We start from the raw sequence: 18,116 nt of genomic DNA, 5'->3' as shown, positions 1-18,116 counted from the left end.
AAAGCCTAATATTGGGAAAATTCTCAACATTAGGCTTTTTAATTTATAGAACACGGAATTACTTTACGATTTCACAGAATTCAACGATAACTGCATCAGGTCCTTCAATATTGAAGAAACGAATACCCTTATCCCAGAATGGTAATGATTGAACTTCACTGTCAATAAGCTTGAAGCCTTCGGCCTTAGCAGCCTTAAATGCTTCATCAGCACTAGAAGTATTCATTGAAATGTGGTTAATTGCACCAGGCTTACCAGCAACTTCGTCTTGTTGCCATGTTTCAATTACCAAGTGGTTGCGCTTCATGAAAATAACATTTCCAACTGGGAAGTCACCAGTTTTTGTGAAACCAAGACTTGTCCAGAATTCTTCAGCTACTTTTAAGTCTGAAGTTGGAATACCAATGTGTTGTACATCGTCAAAATAATCTGTAAATGCCATGATTCTTACCTCCTCAGGTACAATGCATTAATTTTAGAATAATTTATGAAAAAATGAGTTGTGAAACGTTAAAGGTAACATTCACAACTCATCTCATTTATTTACCGACATCAACGGCTTGATGCTTCAAATTAGGGAAAATTAGACGGTCTGCAAAACCGGTAATATTTCCTTGGAACAAGAAAGCAAACAAGGTTCCTAAACCAAAGTTTTCTAAGTTGTGTGTCATAATAACTGCGATGATACCCATAAGCGTAGGTGGAATATATGATACCCACATAGCTATTGCGGCTTTACCATTAAAGTATTTGAAACGCAAGATTTGCATCAAATCATCAGCTGGGTGCAACACAAGGTTAACACGCTGATAAATAGAAATGGCAGTAGCGATAAAGGCAACACCGACGAAGTTAATAATAACGAACAATATAATCATTGGTAGTGAGGTAGCATGATAGCCACCTAACATATTATTGAATATATTAGCGAACCATTGAATGAAGAGAGAGAATGGTAGCATGAAGGCAAAATTGCCTAATACACGACCCCAATCTAACTTTCCCATTAAAATGGCGTTTAAGAATGAAATTAACATTCCCAAAACTAAGAATGCCCAGAACAACGCAGTACTACTACCTCGGCCTAATATAGCATAACCTAAGTTAGTTTGTGCAGCTGTCCAGTAAGCTGATCCTAAGAAAGCGGGCAAAATGTGAGCAGATGTCACAATCGTTAGCACATTACCAAGCGCATTTAACACAAGTGAAAATGCGAAGTAAGCCAGCGACGCACTCATCGAAATGGATCGATTAGCAGCTTTCTTAGATAACTTTGATTTGTTGTTTGGCTTTTGCGCCGTTTTCTGCGCCATATTTATGCCTCTTCACCACCGACTTTGACAACAGCCTTAGATACGACACCCAACTTACCATTAACGAAATCATCAACAGTCTTGTAGTCCAATTCATGTGACATCAATGGCAATACATCCAACTTACCTGATGAAAGCAATGCTAATGAATCTTCGAATGCGTTAGGGTTAATGAATGATCCTTGAACTGTTAGTTGCTTTTGGAAGACTTCATATGTGTTCATTTCAAAGTGAGCATCAGGACCACCGACACCAAACATCAAAACTTGACCACCACGTGCTGATGATTCGATAGCTGATTCTTGTGTTTGTGGCAAACCAACAGCTTCAATCACAACATCATATTCGTCAGCAGGGATCTTGTCACCCTTCATTGTGTTGTATGTGTTAACTGCGCCGAACTTTTCTTTGTTCATAGCAAGCTTTTCATCAACAATACCAGCTAGGTCAACTTGGTGAACACCATAAGCTTGAAGAAGTTGTACGAACAATTCACCCATGAAGCCATCACCAATAACCAAAGCCTTTTGGTAAGGTGTTAACTTCAACAATTGAACACCGTGAACAGCACATGAAATTGGTTCTGTAACAGCGGCAGCCTTCAATGAAACGTTATCAGGAACATTGTAAACAACTGATGAAGGTGCTGTGAAGTATTCTTCGAAACCACCATCACGTGTTACACCAACGGCTGACAAGTTTTCGCACAATTCTGGACGTGCTGTACGGCAGAACTTGCACTGGCCACAGTAGATGTTAGGATCAACTGTAACACGGTCACCAACTTTAACGTTTGTTACGTCAGATCCAACTTCTGTAACAACACCTGAGTTTTCGTGACCAAGAACAATTGGTGGCACAGCATCAGCTGAACCAGGCAAACCTGCGTACAATGCGTGGTCAGTACCACAGATACCCGCAAAGGCAGTGTGAATTAACACTTCGTTAGGCTTTACTTCTGGCTTTTGAATGTCTTTGACTTCTAATTTCTTAGTGTCAGTTAAAACTAATGCTTCCATTATGAATTCTCCTCATATTTGTGATTCAAGTAACTTACACGCATATTGTTGCACAATTGTGGCCTTGTGTCAAACAAATTTTGCGTGTTTTCATGAATTTTATTTGAAATATTAGGGGGATAAACGTTGTCAGAATAGAGATTATGAAGTTTTCAGTACATAAAGTAAGTAAAAATATCTTTCCAGTAAATTTACATTAAAATCATTAATAATTTTCACAATATTATGAAAATATCAGGATAATTGTGAAAAATAAACTTTTTAAAAGTAAGTAGAAAAATATAGGTTCAGCCGCTTCAACGTGAGTATAGCAATTAGTGCGGGTCATGAAAATATGACAATAAAACTCAAAAAGAGGTCATTAATTATTTAAGTCAGTAACATATAATTTTCTGAAACAATGCTGTGAGCATGAAACCAGACTGAAAGTGATGTGTGAGGTAAAATATTACTTATTATTAGCGAGACAGTTGTGGAGGATAATATGCAACATTTAGATTATAGTGAGCAGGATTGCTGGATTGGTGAAACGAATTGGCAATCACCGATTGACATTGTAGCTAATGACGCCAAAAAAATCGATTGGCAAAAGCAACCGTTGATTGTTGACTTTACGAGTCATGATTTAACGATTGGAGATGATCGAGAGATTGGCGAGCAATTTTTAGCTTCGGGTCAGTTAACATTGGGTGAGCAAGTGTATCGTATGGAACGCCTGCATTTTCATGATGGCAGTGAGCATTTCATTGATGGCAAACAAGCTGACTTAGAAATTCATTTTGTCTTTCATAACGAACAGGGTGCAACACTAGTACTTGCCGTCTTAGGGACAATCGATGATGCCTCTAAAAATAGAAGGCATCACCACAATCTTTAATCAGGGTATCCAGACAGCTCATTTACAACAGTGGCTACCTCAACCTTTGTCTTATTATCAATACACAGGCTCTTTAACAACGCCACCGTTGGGGAAGGATATTACGTGGCTTGTCTTGGCTAATGCTATTCAAGTGACGCAAGCTGATTGGCAAGCCATCCATGATAATTATCCATATAATCATCGACATATACAGCCGTTAAACGGTCGAACAGTACTGTACTATCAATAATTAACCGGTATAAACATGATATAATGAAAACTGTTTGCAAAAAATTAGAATTGGAAATAGTTGGATGGTTGTATTTTTTGATAGTCTTCAAGGCGTTTTAGTCATTTTAGTTATGATTGTTATTGGGTATATATTGGCGCGTAGTCGTTGGTTTTCACCTAGTAGTAGTCAAATTATTGCGCGTATCGTGACGCAAATTGCTTTACCAATGTATATGATTGATACCATTACAAAGGATTTTACGAAACAACAATTAGCGCAATTATTACCTAATTTGAAATATCCTGTGATATCGATGATGATTTTATTTGGATTATCAGTGGCGATTGCCCGACTATTGCATGTCCGTAAAAATCGTCGTGGCTTATTTCAATCAATGTTTTTAATTCAAATACTGTTTTTGTGGGCTTACCCATTAATATGGCTTTATTTGGTCCTAGCAGTTTACCATATGTTTTGGTTTATTATATGGCCAACACGACATTCTTTTGGACATTGGGAACCTACCTCATTCAAAGAGATGGTGAAGGTACCTGGAAATTTGATATCTTCACAACTTTAAAAAAGGTTTTTTCACCACCTCTATTTGGTTTTATGATTGGTGTGGTCCTCGTATTATTAGATGTTAAAATACCAACCTTCATTGCTAGCGATTTGCACTATATGGGCGCTTTGACGATTCCACTATCAATGATTTTTATTGGTATTGCAATTGAAAAAGCTGGATTACGTAACATCAAATTATCACGATATAGTTTAGGTGTGCTAGCCGGCCGATTTATCTTAGCGCCAATTCTGATGTCATTATTACTTTGGCGAGCTGATGTACCACAGTTAATGAAGCAAGTATTTATTTTACAATCAGCGATGCCAGTTATGACCAATGCGCCGGTTGTTGCTAAACTGTATGGTGCAGATGCTGATTATGCTGCTATTATGGTTACTGAGTCAACTATTTTAAGCTTAATTGCCGTACCAATATTAATGACACTATTACAGAAATAATATCATGACCATCACGCAACATCTGATTTAAATACAACACATATCAAAATTTTTAATATATTAAAAAAAGACACGCTATTTTCTAATAGTGTGTCTTTTTTATACTATGATTTTGTGGTAATTAAGCGATAAAAATTTTAGCAAGTGTTTTCTCAAAAATAAATTTAGCGTTATATATTTTAATTATAAAAAATTGGAATTGTGGTAGTATTTTAACTAAATTAACCAGGTTGATGAAATAACAGCAGGAAAATTGAGGGCAAAAATGAAAGTAGAACGCATCGTTGCTAGAAGAAAGCAACTTAAATTGTCACAAATTGCGCTTTCAGATGGTATTTGTACACAAGCCACACTATCTAAATTAGAAAATGGTTTACAGATTCCATCGATTGATATTTTGGTATCGCTGTGTGAGAAACTGGGGTTAACATTGAATGACATTTTTCCAATGCATACTAAGCAAGCACTGACAAATGATGAAGTTTATTTAAATCAGGCTATTCAAGCACAAATCCATCAAAATGTTACAAAGTATCGGATGATTTTTAAAAAGATTGAACTCAAGTCATTGCGGGAAGAAAAACGAGCAGTCTATCATTTGTCACATTACTTAGCGGCTTTGTTCTTTGATAACGATGTTGTTTCAGCCAAAAGGTGGCGGGATCGTATTAACACAAACGAATTAGTCGATGACCAACAATTACTCCTTATGGCGGGTGAAGCTTATCAATGTTACATGGTAGGGCATAGTGACCGTGCACAAAGTTTATTTGCAAAAATATGGCAGCAACAGAATTTCTCGGCACGCTCAGTGCAAGAAAATGCGAGTGTAGCTAACATTGTGACATTGTATCTGAGTGCTCGATTTGAATTAGCTTGTGGCCGTTATAAAAATACTGTGTTTCTAGCTTCATATGGGATTAATTTATTGAGCGATACAGATCACAGTTATTTTTTAGAGAACTTTTTCTTGTTAATGGTACAGGCTGACAAACAGTTGCAAGGTCAACGTTTTGTGCATAATGAAATGTTAAAGAATGCGCGTACTTTGGCAAAATTACATCAAAATGAATTAATACTACAGCAAATTGGCACATTGTTTTAATCTGAAGGCTAGTTATGCTGATATAAATGGGGGAATAATGACAACATTAGAAGTGAAAGATTTACATGTTGCAATTGATAATCAAGAGATACTTAAAGGTGTTAATTTGGTTATGAAAACAGGTGAAGTACATGCCATCATGGGGCCAAATGGCACGGGGAAATCAACATTGTCCCAGGTTATTATGGGGCATCCAGCTTATCGCATTACGTCTGGAGAAATATATTTTGATGGGCAAAATTTAGCAGATATGGCTGTTGATGCACGAGCAAGAGCAGGCCTTTTCTTAGCCATGCAATATCCAGCTGAAATACAGGGTGTTACGAATATTGAGTTTATGCGGGCTGCAATCAATGCGCGCCGTCCTGAGGATGATCCGATTAGTGTCATGGATTTTATTAAGAAGTTAGACGAAAAGAGTGCCATATTATCGATGCCAGAGGAAATGTCTGCTCGCTATTTGAATGAAGGGTTTTCTGGTGGTGAAAAAAAGCGTAATGAAATTTTGCAATTATTGATGATTGAACCCAAAATTGCGATTTTAGATGAAATTGATTCGGGTCTTGATATTGATGCTTTAAAAGTTGTGGCTCGAGGTGTGAATGAAATGAAATCACCCGATTTTGGTGTTTTGATGATTACACATTATCAACGTTTATTAGATTATATTGTGCCAGATTTTGTGCATGTCATGATGGATGGTCGCATCGTGAAAACGGGTGGTCCTCAGTTGGCTAAAAAGTTAGAAGCTGAAGGGTATGCTGGTTTACGTGATGAACTTGGTTTAGATATTGTACTAACGGATGAAAATGTTGATGCAGGGTTATGAGGTAAACACACATGACTAAATATCAAAAGCAAGACATCTCTCTTACGGCTGCACAACAATTACCATTGCCCAATTTTCCAAAAGTAAAATACGCGAGTTGGCACTTAGATCAGCTTATGCCTGTTCAAAAAGCGATATCAAACGCACACTTCTTGACAGCAGAAGATGTAGGAATTGAAATATTGGGGACACAAGCCGGTCATCAGTATTTACCGCAAGAATTAATCAATGCTGGTGTTTTAGTCATGTCCATACAAGCAGCGAAAAAGGATTATCCACAATTGGTACAACGCTACCTATCATCCGTGATTCCAGCAGATCAAGATCGTCTTAGCGCTCAAAATTTATTGCAGTATAATGCTGGTATTTTTGTTTACATTCCCGACAATGTGGTGATTCAATCGTTGTTGCAGCTTGTTTTGGTACAAAATGCGACAACAACTGGCGACGCGGTGCAACGCATACTCATTTATGTCGGTAAAAATGCACAATGTACAATCTTGCAACAGCTACGTACCATGGGAGAAGCAACTATTAAAAGCTCCACGGTGATTGAAGTCTTTTTGGATGCTGGCGCAAATGTTCAATACAGTGCGATTGATGCCCTATCAGCAAACACAAGTGGTTATCTAAATCGCAGTGCCTTATTAGCTGATAATGCGCAATTAAATTGGGCACAAGCTGAATTCAATCGTGGCAATATGGTCATGCATTTAGACACGATGTTGAGTGGACAAGGCGCGCAAACGCATGCTAACGTCATGGCTATGGTATCCCAAAAACAAGTCCAAGGGATCAATACTCGTGTTAGTAATCGTGGCCGGCATACTATCGGCCACATTTTACAGCGCGGTGTCATTTTAGATCATGCTGCTCTCGTGTTTAATGGTGTTGGGAATATTATTAAAGGTGCAAAAGGTGCTGATGCACAGCAAGAATCGCGTATTTTGATGTTGTCTAAAAAGGCACGGGGGGATGCTAATCCGTTGCTTTTGATTGATGAAAGCGATGTTACTGCAGGGCATGCTGCTTCTGTTGGTCGTATGAATGCAGCACAACTTTATTATCTAATGAGTCGTGGCTTATGTGAAAAGGTTGCACGACGCTTGGTGATTCGTGGCTTTATGGGGCCCATCTTAGCCCAAATACCACATCAGGTCGTTCGAGAATCGATTATTGAAGATATTGAAAGGCAGTTAAAAGATGCACATCAATAAAAATGATTTTCCAATCCTTCAGCAACAAATGCATCAACACGATATGGTTTATCTTGATAATGCTGCGACTTCACAAAAACCACAAGTCGTCATTGATGCCATTACCAAATATTACCAATTGAGTAACGCTAACGTTCATCGTGGTATTTATGAACTATCACAGCATGCTACTGAGGCTTATGAACAAGCGCGCGATAAAGTGACAGCATTTCTTCACGCACAGCAACGTGAAGAAGTGTTATTTACTCGTGGCACAACTGAATCTCTCAATTGGATAGCGTGTACTTATGGGATAGCAAATGTTCATGATGGTGATGAAATTGTGTTGTCATATATGGAACATCATGCCAATATTGTGCCGTGGCAACAGCTCGCCAAAAAAGTAAATGCCAAGTTAAAATATATTGCGCTGAATGAAGATGGTACTTTGAATATGGCAGATGCACAAAAACAAATCACATCTCGTACTAAAATCGTAGCCGTAGCGCATGCTTCCAATGTTTTGGGTGTTGTTAACCCGATAAAAAAGCTAGCAGACTTAGCACATCAACAGGGTGCGGTTATTGTTGTTGATGGTGCGCAATCAACACCACATATGCCCGTTGATGTTCAGCAGATTCAGGCTGACTTCTTTGCTTTTTCAGGCCATAAAATGCTGGGACCGATGGGGATTGGTGTATTGTATGGCAAACGACAGCTACTAGAGGCCATGCCACCAGCACAATTTGGTGGAGAGATGATTGAACGTGTTGGCTTGCTGGATGCAACGTTTCAACCATTACCGTGGAAATTCGAAGCTGGTACACCGAATGTTGCGGGTGCGATTGGCTTAGGTGTAGCAATTGATTATCTTAACCAGATTGGGATGGATAATGTGCAACAACATGAGAAAGATTTGGTGAATTATATTTTACCCAAATTATCAGAAATTGATGGCGTGCGCGTTTACGGGCCACAAGCTGCTAACCATTCTGGTGTAATTGCTTTTAACGTTGATCAGTTGCATCCGCATGATTTGGCCACTGCATTGGACCAACAGGGGGTGGCGATTCGAGCAGGACACCACTGTGCCCAACCTTTAATGCATTATTTGAACGCTTCTGCTACAGCGCGTGCTAGTTTTTACATATATAATACGATGGCTGATGCGGATAAGTTAGTTGACAGTATTATGGCTACGAAGGAGTATTTTAATCATGGGATTAGATCATTTGGATGATTTGTATCGTCAAGTTATTATGACACATGCTGCACATCCCCATCATTATGGTGAATGTGAAGATCCAAGTGTCAGGATGACACGCTATAATCCTTCTTGTGGGGATGTTATTTACTTATCATTAGTTCTATCCACAGACCATAAAATTAAAGCCATTGCATTTAAGGGTGAAGGATGTGCCATTTCTAAAGCATCAGCTTCGATGATGACAGATTTGGTGATGAACCAGCCAATTGTCAAAGCAAGGCAACTGATACAATCTTTTTCTAAGATGTTGATGGGGGAAAAATCAGAAGTAGGTGACTTGAAAGATGCGCAATTATTAGCTGGAGTCCAGCAATTCCCGGCAAGAATTAAATGTGCCAAGTTACCTTGGCAGGCCTTAGAAGATGCGTTAGCAGAACAAGGGGGAAGTTAATGGAAATTGATCGTCAGAATGCTATTGAAAAACAAAGCAAGCAATTCAACAGAAAACACAGAGTAATGCAGATTTTCAAGATCATCATAAGCCGGTTTTTTCAACAGGAAAAGGATTAAATGAAAAGATTATCCGTCAAATTTCAGCCAAAAAAATGAGCCTGAATGGATGTTGGATTATCGTCTGCGCGCTTTTGCGGCTTATCAGCAGATGCCCATGCAAACGTGGGGGCCAGATTTGAGTGCGATTGATTTTGATGAAATTTATTACTACAATAAACCGACAGATCAGCAATATCGCGATTGGGATGATGTGCCAATAGAATTAAAAGAAACGTTTGAACGTTTAGGTGTCCCAGAATCAGAGCGTAAATGGTTAGCTGGGTCATCTGCACAATATGAATCCGAAGTGGTTTATCATCGGATGAAAGCAGAATTTGAAAAAACAGGCATTATTTTCACTGACACGGATACTGCCGTACAAAAATATCCCGATTTATTGCGGGAATATTTTGGCAAAATAGTGAAACCAACAGATAATAAATTGGCAGCTTTGAACGCAGCAGCATGGTCTGGTGGTACGTTTATTTATGTACCAAAAGGCGTTCATGTCACAACACCAATTCAGTCATATTTTCGTATTAATACGGAAAATGAAGGGCAATTTGAACGGACGTTAATTATTGTTGATGAAGGGGCACATGTGGATTATGTTGAAGGGTGTTCAGCACCAACATACTCTGGTGACGCATTACACGCAGCAGTCGTTGAGGTTATTGTTAAAAGAGATGGTTATTGCCGTTATACAACAATTCAAAATTGGTCAAATAATGTTTACTCTTTGGAAACGAAGCGTGCGTATGCATTAGACAATGCCACTATGGAATGGGTAGACGGTAATTTTGGTTCTAAAACGACAATGAAATATCCTGCTGTATATTTGAATGGCGAAGGGGCACGCGGCACAATGTTATCTATTGCTGTGGCGGGTCAGGGTGTGCATTTGGATTCAGGTGCCAAAATGATTCATAATGCTAAAAATACGTCGTCGTCAATTATTTCAAAGTCAATTGCACACGATGGAGGCGCAACAGATTATCGTGGTACGGTTAAATTTGGCCGTGAAGCGAGTGGTGCTTTTGCACATGTGGAGTGCGATACGATTATTGTTGATGATGAATCATCAGCAGATACCATTCCATATAATGAAATTTTAAATGGGGATGTGGCTTTAGAGCATGAAGCTAAAGTATCACGCGTATCAGAAGAACAATTATATTATCTGATGACACGTGGTATTTCCGCTAAAAAAGCAACCGAAATGATTATTATGGGGTTTGTTGAGCCGTTCACTAAAGAATTACCAATGGAGTATGCGGTTGAATTAAATCGGCTTATGAAATTTGAGATGGTGGGTTCAGTAGGATAAATAGGGAGAGAGCATGTCAGAGACGATAGAAACTGATATTTTAGAAGCATTACAGACAGTCATTGATCCAGAATTGAGAATTGATATTGTTAATCTTGGCTTGATTTACCATGTTGATTTCATTGAAGATACTGGAACAGCAAATGTTGAGATGACACTTACAACAATGGGCTGTCCATTAGTGGAAGTTTTAGAAGATATGATTCGCCAGGCATTAATGGCTTTACCAGAAATTAAAGCTGTCAATATTAACCTGGTTTGGGAACCGGCCTGGAATATTGATAAAATGAGCCGCTATGCACGGATTTCACTTGGACTTTACTAATTTAATAGACATTATAAAAATAAAATTAGCAATATAATACTCATCGTATTATAATTTTAAGTAACGCGTGCCAAGCTAACGTTGGGCACGGACACTTAAGATTTGGGAGTCGACTATGGAGAAGAAGACATACATTATGACGGTAGTTTTAGTTGCTTTTTTGCAGCTATGACTGCATTGGGAACAAGTATTAGAGTGCCTATGCCGGCAGCTATTGGGAGCCCATTTGTGCATGTAGGGAATACTGTTGCCATCCTTTCAGTTTTACTCATGGGATATCGTCACGGTGCCTTAGCTGCGGGAATAGGGTTTGCTATTTTTGATATTTTGAGTGGCTATGCGGTTGAAGCGCCATATTATTTCATAGAAATATTTATTGTGGGTGCTGCAGCCATTGGTACTTGGCGTTTAGTTGATTTTTCAACACATAAGACATTTACTCGGCTCATGATGATTTTATTGATAGCAAGTATTGCTAAATTGATAATGACCTTGTTACATAATTTTGTGAAAGCACTCATTATTGGTACCAATGCACCTACCGCTGTTTCGTTGTCTTTAGCATCTGTTTTTCCAACGGTCATTAATTGTGTCACAACGATTGTTTTGGCAGGTATACTTTATTGGCCCCTTGAAAAGATTTTGAATAAGATGATTTTAAATAAAGGTTATTGATTATTTATCCATATAAAAAAGCGCCGCATCTTTGATGCGAGCGCTTTTTTATATGCGTATTTGTGAAATTAATTGGAAGCGTTGATCCTGAAGTAGTGAATTCGGATTGTTGCCTAATTTACCATTGGGAATTGGTAAATGTAACAGCGCATAGTATCGCTTCCAATCAGGTAACACTGTATTTCTTGGTCCAAACTGCATGGGAATAAGATTAAAAAAATGTTCAGGTTTAAAAATTTCATAAATAAAACTCGAGCAATAGTAACCTGGTTCATCGGGATCAAAACTAGTATTGTAAGGTGAGCCTAATAATGCTTTTGCTCGGTTTATAATCGTGTCATAATTTAACTTTTTCTGACAGAGACGATAAACATCGACATTAGTATCTTGGTCATGCAAAAAATCAGTTAATTTTTGTCGTATACAACCTTTATTATGGGTCGCATGCATCACAAAAAATTGTCGTGAGATTTTTCCAATATCGCAACATGTGTATAGTTCACGTTTACTGTGGTCTGATTTTGTGTGCTTTGGGCAATCATTTGTGACAGTGGTTGTTGGGAAGCTTGGACAAATAATAAATCACCATTGTGATAGCTTGATATCGACATAGGGACCCTCTTTTTTGATTTTGTTATTCATTAGCATATCGAATATGATTCATGCATGCAAGATGCTAAAACTGTGTCAATTGCTCATGAGATTTTTGTACATCGTAGTGATTTGGTGTTATTCTAAGGGAAAGGAGGATTACTAATGACACATAATGATGAATTGGAATTAAAGGATTATGGTCCTTTACCATTTGCAGAGAATTTGCATGATGCAGCATTAGCCAATGATAATTATCGGACAACATTATGGACTGGGGAACATGTTCAGATTACATTGATGGCGATACCAGCTGGTGGCGGTGATATTGGTATGGAAAAGCATCATGATAATGATCAGATTATTTACATGGTTTCAGGTGTTGGTCGTGTGAAAATGGGTAAAGATAAGAACAAATTAACGGTGGATAAAGAAGTACACGCCGGTGATGTTGTGATTATTCCTGACGATACGTGGCACAATGTAATTAATGCTGGTGATGAAACCATGAAGGTCTTTTCAGTTTATTCACCTGTTAAGCATGCCAAAGGAACGAACGAAACAACTAAAGCAGATGCAATCGATAAGGAAGGCCCATTAGAAGGAACGCAAAATTGAGATTGTATTTTCGATGAAAAACATGCCAATGCTGAGCAGTATTTGGTGTGTTTTTATTTGTTTATTTTAAAATGGACTATAAGCAACCAATGCAATCAATGAAAGGAGTATCATGTATGCAAAAAATAGTAATTGGTAACAGTGATATTAAAACCGGTAAACTAGGGTTAGGCACTAATAAAGTGGGTGGACATAATCTTTTCTCAGGTTTAAATGATCGAGCAGGTGCGGACGTGATTACAACTGCCCTGGACTCAGGCATCCAAATGCTAGATACGGCATACATGTATGGGCTAGGACAATCTGAAACGATTATTGGAGATGTTTTACGACAGTATAATCGTTCTGATATTATTTTAGCTACAAAGGCAGCGCAAGATCCTGATCATGATTTAACATTTAATAATGACCCAGAATTTCTAAGACGCGCTGTTGACCAGGCATTGGAACGTTTAAAAACAGATTATATTGATATTTTTTATATTCATTTTCCAGATGATAATACACCAAAAGATAAAGCTGTTGCGGCTCTGTCTGAACTTAAAGCACAAGGTAAAATCAGAGCCATTGGGCTTTCTAACTTTACATTAGATCAAATTAAAGAAGCTAATGTCAATCATGATATCGATATTGTTGAAGACCATTATAGCTTGGTACATCGTGATGCTGAGCAATCCTTATGGCCATATTTGAAAGCGCATCATATTACATTTGTGCCTTATTTTCCGCTAGCCCAAGGCCTATTAACGGGCAGATACCGACAGGAAGATCAGCCAAAGTTTAAGCAATATCCAGTGGCAAAATATCAGCACATCATGTCAGCGTTAGAAGATCTTAAAACAATAGCTAATCAACATGCGGCAACTATTGCACAAGTTGTTTTGGCTTGGTATATGACTAATCCAGATATTGGTGTTGTTATTCCAGGGGCAAGAGATGCGCAGCAAGTACAAGACAACGCTAAAGCAGCACTATTGACATTAACATCTGATGAATATGATGACATTGATCGATTATTCCAAGGATTCTAATAGAAATAAAAAACTGATAAACAAATCTGTTTACCAGTTTTTATTTTGAATAAGGGAAAAATAAAGCTCGTGATTAGCGTACGTTGCCAAATAAATATCTGTAATCGTATAATCGTGTTGTTTCAGATAGTCGGTAAGCCAAGCTTCATCATGGCCAGTGGCGGTGAGTACAGCAGGATTGAGTTGTCCATCGGTGATTATTGGATAACGAATCGCTTCATCATCCGTCGTCATTACAGTAAGTTGCCCGTTTTGTTCTAATACGGCTAAACTGACATCCGTTAAACTCGCAACACCGCTACTTCTTAATTTCAAACTCAAATCATTGGCGCTTAAACCGTGTTTTAGGGCTGAATCAACATCTAGTTGGCCGTTTGTGATAATGATTTGTGGTTGCCCATCTATAAATTTTTTAATGTAACGATTATGATTGGTGGTAAAACGCAAAATAAGCACTAAGAGTGTCCAAATTAATAAGACTAAGAAATATTGCAAAATAGTAATTGCTGAACTATAAATCATCCCACCCACAATGGCACCAAGTACATAATTTTGTACTTGATCTAACGCACTAACTGGGGCTAAATTACTTTTCCCAGAAAGGTTAATTTGGATAATAATGGTTAATAAACCTAAAGCAAGTTTAATTGTGACTTCCCAATATGATCCCATTATTATTTCACCTCATTGATATATTCTATTTTTTGATTAATGGTAATGGCTGGTGTCAGTGTAATGGATTGACCATCATCTGAAAGATTAACCTGATAAAATTTAGTATCGATTTTGACTAACATCCCATTTGTAGCAGTACGAGTATTAGTCCAGACTCGTGATAATGGTTGATGTTGATCATGTGCTACACGTTTTAAAATTTGTGTGGTCTGACTCTGTTGGGATGAGGTTGATTTCATCGTTTGCCATTCGCTGATCTGCATACCCACGAGTAAAATGAATGCGAGAATACCGATAATAAATAAATCACGATATTTTAGGTCTGAGCGGTGTCGGTACCATAGCAAAGCACTAATGCCTACGCTCACAATAATTAAAATTAAAAATGACATCTGAATCAATGTATACTGTGTCGATTGCTTAATTAAATAATGATATGAATAGAATGTCATTGTGAATGTTCTCCAGTTTTAAAAAATAACATATTGCATTTATTATAGCGAATTTGATAGGATTACGAACATTCAGATTTTATGTATATTAGTGTGATTTTAGAAAACAAAATAATTGGAAAATTAGAAAAATATAAAGGCCATTAACCGTCATTCTCATACAAGCTATTTTCAGTGTTGAAGGCTGGTTGATATAATACAGGCAATATATTAGCATAGTAAAGGTGCATTTGTGATTATGATGCACGACCCGAATCTTATAAATAAAGGGGCAGTTACTATGCATTTACATCAAGCAACAGAAAAAGAACGTCAACTAATTTTTAATATTATCTTAGACGGTAAACAGCAATTGTCTGATGCAGGCATTGATCAATGGCAAACTGAATATCCTAAGATGTCAGTTATTGATCAAGATATTGCTAAGGGACAAGCCTTTATTTTTGATAGTGAAGATCATGAAACAGTCGGAACAGCAGCGATTATAAAAGCGCCTGATGAAGCTTATGATGCGATGACCGGTGAATGGTCAGACACGACAGCACAATACATGAGCATTCATCGTGTTGCAATTTATTCTCATCATAAGGGCAAGGGATATGCTTCGCGTTTGTTTGAAGCGTTATTCAATTATATTGAGCAGCACCATCCAGAAATAACTAGTATTCGTATTGATACGCATCAAGACAATGACAAAATGCAATATCTTATTAAAAAAGTTGGGTTTGAAGAAGTTGGTAAGATGCATGGCTTTTACCATCCAAATGATGTGAGCTATGTGTATGAAAAACTTATCGGCGCTAAAATCAAAGTTGCCAGCACAAATTAATATCGTTAAAAATGGTAAGTCGTTGACTTGCCATTTTTTATTGACAAAATAATGAAAGATTAATATACTATTTTTGAACATATATTATATGTCGTATAGTATTGGAGAAAATAAGTATGGCAATTCAAATGAGTTCAGAATTATTGGATGGCTGTGTTCTAGCCGTATTAGACCAAGAAGACTATTATGGTTACGCGCTTACACAAAGAATACAGGCAACAATCTCTGTTTCGGAGTCCACGTTATATCCTGTATTAAGGCGATTAAAAAATAATCAATTCGTCACAACTTATGACCAACCTTATCAAGGTCGAAATCGGCGTTACTATCAAATTACCGCACAGGGTCGTGATGAATTGACACGCATACGTCAGGATTGGGTAATATTCCAAGCAAATATTGACGCACTATTGAAAGAGAGATAAGCAGATGGAGAATTATTTAGCTGAATTAGAGCAACTATTGCATCAGTTGCGGCCGTCAGATAAAGATGAAGCGATGGATTTTTATCGTGAATATTTGATGGATGCTGATTTGACAACATATCAACAATGCATTGATGAATTAGGCACACCAAAACAATTATCACGGAAAATTTTAGCCGACTATTCGATTAAGGCAGATGAGACATCAACTAATTATTCGGATAATAAAAATTCACGCTCAAATATCAGGTTAATTTGGTGGATTGCCTTGGCACTATTAGCTTCACCATTAGCTTTACCTGTATTTATTGCTCTGGTAACAGGCGCTGCTGTTGCCTTTGCATTAGTCGTCACTTTGTTTGTGGTTATTGCGACTTTTGGTATAACAAGTCTTGTATTAGTGATTGCCGGTATTGGCATCTTGTTACAGTCAATTTGGACGGGATTATATTATATTGGCGGTGGATTATTGATTTTAGGTATTATGTTAGTCGTCATACCAGTTACGATGAGTTTACTGAAGTGGCTAATCGCTAAAATAGCGCAACTTAGTAAAGCACTTTATCGTCGTTTTACCGATAGCAAGCATATGCATTAGGAAGGAAATAACATGAAACGAAGTATTAAAATTGGATTGAGTTTAATGATTATTGGTGCTGTGCTATCCTTGTTTGGATTCCTTTTTGGTGGTGCTTCTAGTACGATTACTTGGCATGACGGCCTTAAAGTGATTGATCGCAAAACACGAAAAGAAAAAATGTTACAACAATCATATACTTATGACACTGTCAAAAATATTGAGGTATCAACGGCTCTACCTGTACGAATTATTAAGGGTGATGTTGATAAGGTTACGGTTAAAGCAACGGCTTATCATGAATTACCAGAGGTTAACCACACAAAAAATGATTTAAAAGTTATTGATAAACAGACAAGTGGTGCAAATCAAAGCAAGGGTGAATTCCATATCAGTGGTTTCTCTTGGCATTATAATAATTGGGATAGCCTAGGGGGAGTCACCATTACTCTGCCACAATCACAGCATTTATCTGATATTCAAATCACAGGGCAAAATAACGGTGATGTTCTTCTAACTGATATCCAATCGGATAAAATAGCCATTCAACATGTGGCTGATATCAATCTCAAAAATATAAAAGTGACGCATGATCTAACGCTTAATGATATTGTAGATGGCCATTTAAGTGATGTAACCGCATCAACGGCGACGATTCAAAGTGATGATGGTGATTTAGCCATGCAAAATTCACAAATTAATAATCGTTTGACAATTCAGCTTGGCGATGGCGACTTGAGTATGCATCAAAATGATCTTCATTCTGGTGAAGTACACACAGCAGATGGTGATATTAGTTTACTGGGTAATCGCTTGACTGATCGATTGGCCGTCACAACACAAGATGGTGATATTTCGGCTTCTATTGGTACAAGTAGTGTTACTGCTAAAACATTAGATGGTGACTTATCAGCGTTTAATCAGCATGGTGATGATCAAACAAGTTACACACATAAAGGAAAGGCTGGATCATATGTCATTACCACGGATAGTGGTGATGTGGCAATTAAGCGATAAATATATTATTTGTTAGATGTTAAGATATATTGACAAAATATTATGATAATGTTTTAATTGAATTATTATTTAATAAGAAAAAGGTAACAAATGTACACAAGTAACGTCGTAACTGAATTAGTGATTATCAGCGCCATTATTATTATCTAATCATAATGGGCTGATATTTAGTGTTGCGCATTATGATTCACATCAATAATGCGCAGCTGACTGATTAATTTATAAGTGATACTTGTAAC

At 37.5% G+C, this 18,116-nt stretch carries 22 protein-coding genes and 2 pseudogenes; 17 read left to right on the top strand and 7 right to left on the bottom strand.

Annotated elements, in window-relative coordinates; translation table 11 throughout:
* Window positions 1-58 precede the first annotated feature (58 nt).
* The 3 genes from LEUFL_RS0100355 to LEUFL_RS0100345 form a co-directional block, all read right to left on the bottom strand.
* Window positions 59-442, bottom strand: a complete 384-nt coding sequence (locus LEUFL_RS0100355; RefSeq protein ID WP_010006730.1) for a VOC family protein — start codon at window positions 440-442, stop codon at window positions 59-61.
* A gap of 97 nt (window positions 443-539) precedes the next feature.
* A complete protein-coding gene (locus LEUFL_RS0100350; RefSeq protein ID WP_010006728.1) occupies window positions 540-1,313 on the bottom strand; it encodes a DUF6198 family protein in 774 nt (257 codons plus the stop codon).
* Window positions 1,314-1,315: 2 nt separating this feature from the next.
* Entirely contained in the window at window positions 1,316-2,332 is a 1,017-nt protein-coding gene (locus LEUFL_RS0100345; protein ID WP_010006726.1) for a zinc-dependent alcohol dehydrogenase family protein, read from the bottom strand.
* Window positions 2,333-2,816: 484 nt separating this feature from the next.
* Here LEUFL_RS0100345 and LEUFL_RS12295 point away from each other — a divergent pair, with 484 nt between their 5' ends.
* The 11 genes and pseudogenes from LEUFL_RS12295 to LEUFL_RS0100290 all read left to right on the top strand — a co-directional run bounded on the left by LEUFL_RS12295 (window position 2,817) and on the right by LEUFL_RS0100290 (window position 11,662).
* Window positions 2,817-3,209 (top strand): carbonic anhydrase family protein, encoded by a 393-nt coding sequence (locus LEUFL_RS12295; protein ID WP_010006725.1) that lies wholly within the window; start codon window positions 2,817-2,819, stop codon window positions 3,207-3,209.
* Window positions 3,169-3,441: a carbonic anhydrase family protein gene (locus LEUFL_RS12290; protein ID WP_081458686.1), complete on the top strand. Its 273-nt coding sequence runs from the start codon at window positions 3,169-3,171 to the stop codon at window positions 3,439-3,441. The genes LEUFL_RS12295 and LEUFL_RS12290 overlap by 41 nt, the downstream gene beginning before the upstream one ends.
* 64 nt (window positions 3,442-3,505) lie before the next feature.
* Window positions 3,506-4,446: pseudogene (locus LEUFL_RS10720) on the top strand (AEC family transporter).
* A 265-nt stretch (window positions 4,447-4,711) separates the two neighbouring features.
* Entirely contained in the window at window positions 4,712-5,551 is an 840-nt protein-coding gene (locus tag LEUFL_RS0100330) for a helix-turn-helix domain-containing protein (RefSeq protein WP_010006722.1), read from the top strand.
* A gap of 37 nt (window positions 5,552-5,588) precedes the next feature.
* Window positions 5,589-6,380 carry a Fe-S cluster assembly ATPase SufC gene (sufC, locus tag LEUFL_RS0100325; RefSeq protein WP_010006720.1) on the top strand — a complete coding sequence of 264 codons (792 nt, stop codon included), beginning with the start codon at window positions 5,589-5,591 and terminating at the stop codon, window positions 6,378-6,380.
* Window positions 6,381-6,391: 11 nt separating this feature from the next.
* Entirely contained in the window at window positions 6,392-7,597 is a 1,206-nt protein-coding gene (sufD, locus tag LEUFL_RS0100320; RefSeq protein WP_010006719.1) for a Fe-S cluster assembly protein SufD, read from the top strand.
* Window positions 7,584-8,816 (top strand): cysteine desulfurase, encoded by a 1,233-nt coding sequence (locus tag LEUFL_RS0100315; protein WP_010006716.1) that lies wholly within the window; start codon window positions 7,584-7,586, stop codon window positions 8,814-8,816. Before sufD ends, LEUFL_RS0100315 begins: the two co-directional genes overlap by 14 nt.
* Window positions 8,794-9,234, top strand: coding sequence for a Fe-S cluster assembly sulfur transfer protein SufU (gene sufU / locus LEUFL_RS0100310; protein WP_010006714.1), 441 nt, complete (start codon window positions 8,794-8,796; stop codon window positions 9,232-9,234). Before LEUFL_RS0100315 ends, sufU begins: the two co-directional genes overlap by 23 nt.
* A gap of 43 nt (window positions 9,235-9,277) precedes the next feature.
* Window positions 9,278-10,662, top strand: a pseudogene (sufB, locus tag LEUFL_RS10715) (Fe-S cluster assembly protein SufB).
* A gap of 13 nt (window positions 10,663-10,675) precedes the next feature.
* Window positions 10,676-10,987 (top strand): metal-sulfur cluster assembly factor, encoded by a 312-nt coding sequence (locus LEUFL_RS0100295; RefSeq protein ID WP_010006710.1) that lies wholly within the window; start codon window positions 10,676-10,678, stop codon window positions 10,985-10,987.
* 102 nt (window positions 10,988-11,089) lie between these two features.
* Window positions 11,090-11,662 (top strand): ECF transporter S component, encoded by a 573-nt coding sequence (locus LEUFL_RS0100290; protein ID WP_237697860.1) that lies wholly within the window; start codon window positions 11,090-11,092, stop codon window positions 11,660-11,662.
* 48 nt (window positions 11,663-11,710) lie between these two features.
* Here the strand turns inward: LEUFL_RS0100290 and LEUFL_RS10710 are convergent, their stop codons facing one another.
* Both LEUFL_RS10710 and LEUFL_RS12825 read right to left on the bottom strand, forming a co-directional pair.
* A complete protein-coding gene (locus tag LEUFL_RS10710; RefSeq protein WP_010006708.1) occupies window positions 11,711-12,112 on the bottom strand; it encodes a YiiX/YebB-like N1pC/P60 family cysteine hydrolase in 402 nt (133 codons plus the stop codon).
* Window positions 12,112-12,273 carry a hypothetical protein gene (locus LEUFL_RS12825; protein WP_010006707.1) on the bottom strand — a complete coding sequence of 54 codons (162 nt, stop codon included), beginning with the start codon at window positions 12,271-12,273 and terminating at the stop codon, window positions 12,112-12,114. The genes LEUFL_RS10710 and LEUFL_RS12825 overlap by 1 nt, the downstream gene beginning before the upstream one ends.
* Before the next feature lie 145 nt (window positions 12,274-12,418).
* Here LEUFL_RS12825 and LEUFL_RS0100280 point away from each other — a divergent pair, with 145 nt between their 5' ends.
* The gene (locus LEUFL_RS0100280) at window positions 12,419-12,871 is read left to right on the top strand and encodes a cupin domain-containing protein (RefSeq protein WP_010006705.1); all 453 of its coding nucleotides are present in this window, start codon (window positions 12,419-12,421) and stop codon (window positions 12,869-12,871) included.
* A gap of 116 nt (window positions 12,872-12,987) precedes the next feature.
* Window positions 12,988-13,902 carry an aldo/keto reductase gene (locus tag LEUFL_RS0100275; protein WP_010006703.1) on the top strand — a complete coding sequence of 305 codons (915 nt, stop codon included), beginning with the start codon at window positions 12,988-12,990 and terminating at the stop codon, window positions 13,900-13,902.
* 30 nt (window positions 13,903-13,932) lie between these two features.
* Here LEUFL_RS0100275 and LEUFL_RS0100270 read toward each other — a convergent pair whose 3' ends face one another.
* Together LEUFL_RS0100270 and LEUFL_RS0100265 are read right to left on the bottom strand one after the other, a co-directional pair.
* Window positions 13,933-14,574 carry a DUF421 domain-containing protein gene (locus tag LEUFL_RS0100270; RefSeq protein WP_010006702.1) on the bottom strand — a complete coding sequence of 214 codons (642 nt, stop codon included), beginning with the start codon at window positions 14,572-14,574 and terminating at the stop codon, window positions 13,933-13,935.
* Window positions 14,575-14,576: 2 nt separating this feature from the next.
* Window positions 14,577-15,029 (bottom strand): DUF3290 family protein, encoded by a 453-nt coding sequence (locus LEUFL_RS0100265; RefSeq protein WP_010006701.1) that lies wholly within the window; start codon window positions 15,027-15,029, stop codon window positions 14,577-14,579.
* A gap of 280 nt (window positions 15,030-15,309) precedes the next feature.
* Between LEUFL_RS0100265 and LEUFL_RS0100260 the strand changes: the two genes are divergently transcribed.
* The 4 genes from LEUFL_RS0100260 to LEUFL_RS0100245 all read left to right on the top strand — a co-directional run bounded on the left by LEUFL_RS0100260 (window position 15,310) and on the right by LEUFL_RS0100245 (window position 17,877).
* A complete protein-coding gene (locus LEUFL_RS0100260) occupies window positions 15,310-15,858 on the top strand; it encodes a GNAT family N-acetyltransferase (RefSeq protein ID WP_010006700.1) in 549 nt (182 codons plus the stop codon).
* Between the two features lie 116 nt (window positions 15,859-15,974).
* A complete protein-coding gene (locus LEUFL_RS0100255) occupies window positions 15,975-16,283 on the top strand; it encodes a PadR family transcriptional regulator (RefSeq protein WP_010006698.1) in 309 nt (102 codons plus the stop codon).
* 4 nt (window positions 16,284-16,287) lie between these two features.
* Window positions 16,288-16,881, top strand: coding sequence for a DUF1700 domain-containing protein (locus tag LEUFL_RS0100250; protein WP_010006696.1), 594 nt, complete (start codon window positions 16,288-16,290; stop codon window positions 16,879-16,881).
* 12 nt (window positions 16,882-16,893) lie between these two features.
* Complete coding sequence (locus LEUFL_RS0100245) at window positions 16,894-17,877, top strand: DUF4097 family beta strand repeat-containing protein (protein ID WP_010006695.1); 984 nt, start codon at window positions 16,894-16,896, stop codon at window positions 17,875-17,877.
* Window positions 17,878-18,116: the final 239 nt, after the last annotated feature.

The organism is Leuconostoc fallax KCTC 3537, from assembly GCF_000165675.1.
Lineage (GTDB): Bacteria > Bacillota > Bacilli > Lactobacillales > Lactobacillaceae > Leuconostoc_B > Leuconostoc_B fallax.
The sequence above is the reverse complement of the archived record's forward strand: the minus strand, read 5'-3'. Positions and strand labels throughout refer to the sequence as shown.

Excerpts from the sequence above, each read along its gene's own strand:
- LEUFL_RS0100355 (WP_010006730.1), bottom strand. The coding sequence starts at position 442 with ATGGCATTTACAGATTATTTTGACGATGTACAACACATTGGTATTCCA.
- LEUFL_RS0100350 (WP_010006728.1), bottom strand. The coding sequence starts at position 1,313 with ATGGCGCAGAAAACGGCGCAAAAGCCAAACAACAAATCAAAGTTATCT.
- LEUFL_RS0100345 (WP_010006726.1), bottom strand. The coding sequence starts at position 2,332 with ATGGAAGCATTAGTTTTAACTGACACTAAGAAATTAGAAGTCAAAGAC.
- LEUFL_RS12295 (WP_010006725.1), top strand. The coding sequence starts at position 2,817 with ATGCAACATTTAGATTATAGTGAGCAGGATTGCTGGATTGGTGAAACG.
- LEUFL_RS12290 (WP_081458686.1), top strand. The coding sequence starts at position 3,169 with ATGATGCCTCTAAAAATAGAAGGCATCACCACAATCTTTAATCAGGGT.
- LEUFL_RS0100330 (WP_010006722.1), top strand. The coding sequence starts at position 4,712 with ATGAAAGTAGAACGCATCGTTGCTAGAAGAAAGCAACTTAAATTGTCA.
- sufC (WP_010006720.1), top strand. The coding sequence starts at position 5,589 with ATGACAACATTAGAAGTGAAAGATTTACATGTTGCAATTGATAATCAA.
- sufD (WP_010006719.1), top strand. The coding sequence starts at position 6,392 with ATGACTAAATATCAAAAGCAAGACATCTCTCTTACGGCTGCACAACAA.
- LEUFL_RS0100315 (WP_010006716.1), top strand. The coding sequence starts at position 7,584 with ATGCACATCAATAAAAATGATTTTCCAATCCTTCAGCAACAAATGCAT.
- sufU (WP_010006714.1), top strand. The coding sequence starts at position 8,794 with ATGGGATTAGATCATTTGGATGATTTGTATCGTCAAGTTATTATGACA.
- LEUFL_RS0100295 (WP_010006710.1), top strand. The coding sequence starts at position 10,676 with ATGTCAGAGACGATAGAAACTGATATTTTAGAAGCATTACAGACAGTC.
- LEUFL_RS10710 (WP_010006708.1), bottom strand. The coding sequence starts at position 12,112 with ATGCATGCGACCCATAATAAAGGTTGTATACGACAAAAATTAACTGAT.
- LEUFL_RS12825 (WP_010006707.1), bottom strand. The coding sequence starts at position 12,273 with ATGTCGATATCAAGCTATCACAATGGTGATTTATTATTTGTCCAAGCT.
- LEUFL_RS0100280 (WP_010006705.1), top strand. The coding sequence starts at position 12,419 with ATGACACATAATGATGAATTGGAATTAAAGGATTATGGTCCTTTACCA.
- LEUFL_RS0100275 (WP_010006703.1), top strand. The coding sequence starts at position 12,988 with ATGCAAAAAATAGTAATTGGTAACAGTGATATTAAAACCGGTAAACTA.
- LEUFL_RS0100270 (WP_010006702.1), bottom strand. The coding sequence starts at position 14,574 with ATGGGATCATATTGGGAAGTCACAATTAAACTTGCTTTAGGTTTATTA.
- LEUFL_RS0100265 (WP_010006701.1), bottom strand. The coding sequence starts at position 15,029 with ATGACATTCTATTCATATCATTATTTAATTAAGCAATCGACACAGTAT.
- LEUFL_RS0100260 (WP_010006700.1), top strand. The coding sequence starts at position 15,310 with ATGCATTTACATCAAGCAACAGAAAAAGAACGTCAACTAATTTTTAAT.
- LEUFL_RS0100255 (WP_010006698.1), top strand. The coding sequence starts at position 15,975 with ATGGCAATTCAAATGAGTTCAGAATTATTGGATGGCTGTGTTCTAGCC.
- LEUFL_RS0100250 (WP_010006696.1), top strand. The coding sequence starts at position 16,288 with ATGGAGAATTATTTAGCTGAATTAGAGCAACTATTGCATCAGTTGCGG.
- LEUFL_RS0100245 (WP_010006695.1), top strand. The coding sequence starts at position 16,894 with ATGAAACGAAGTATTAAAATTGGATTGAGTTTAATGATTATTGGTGCT.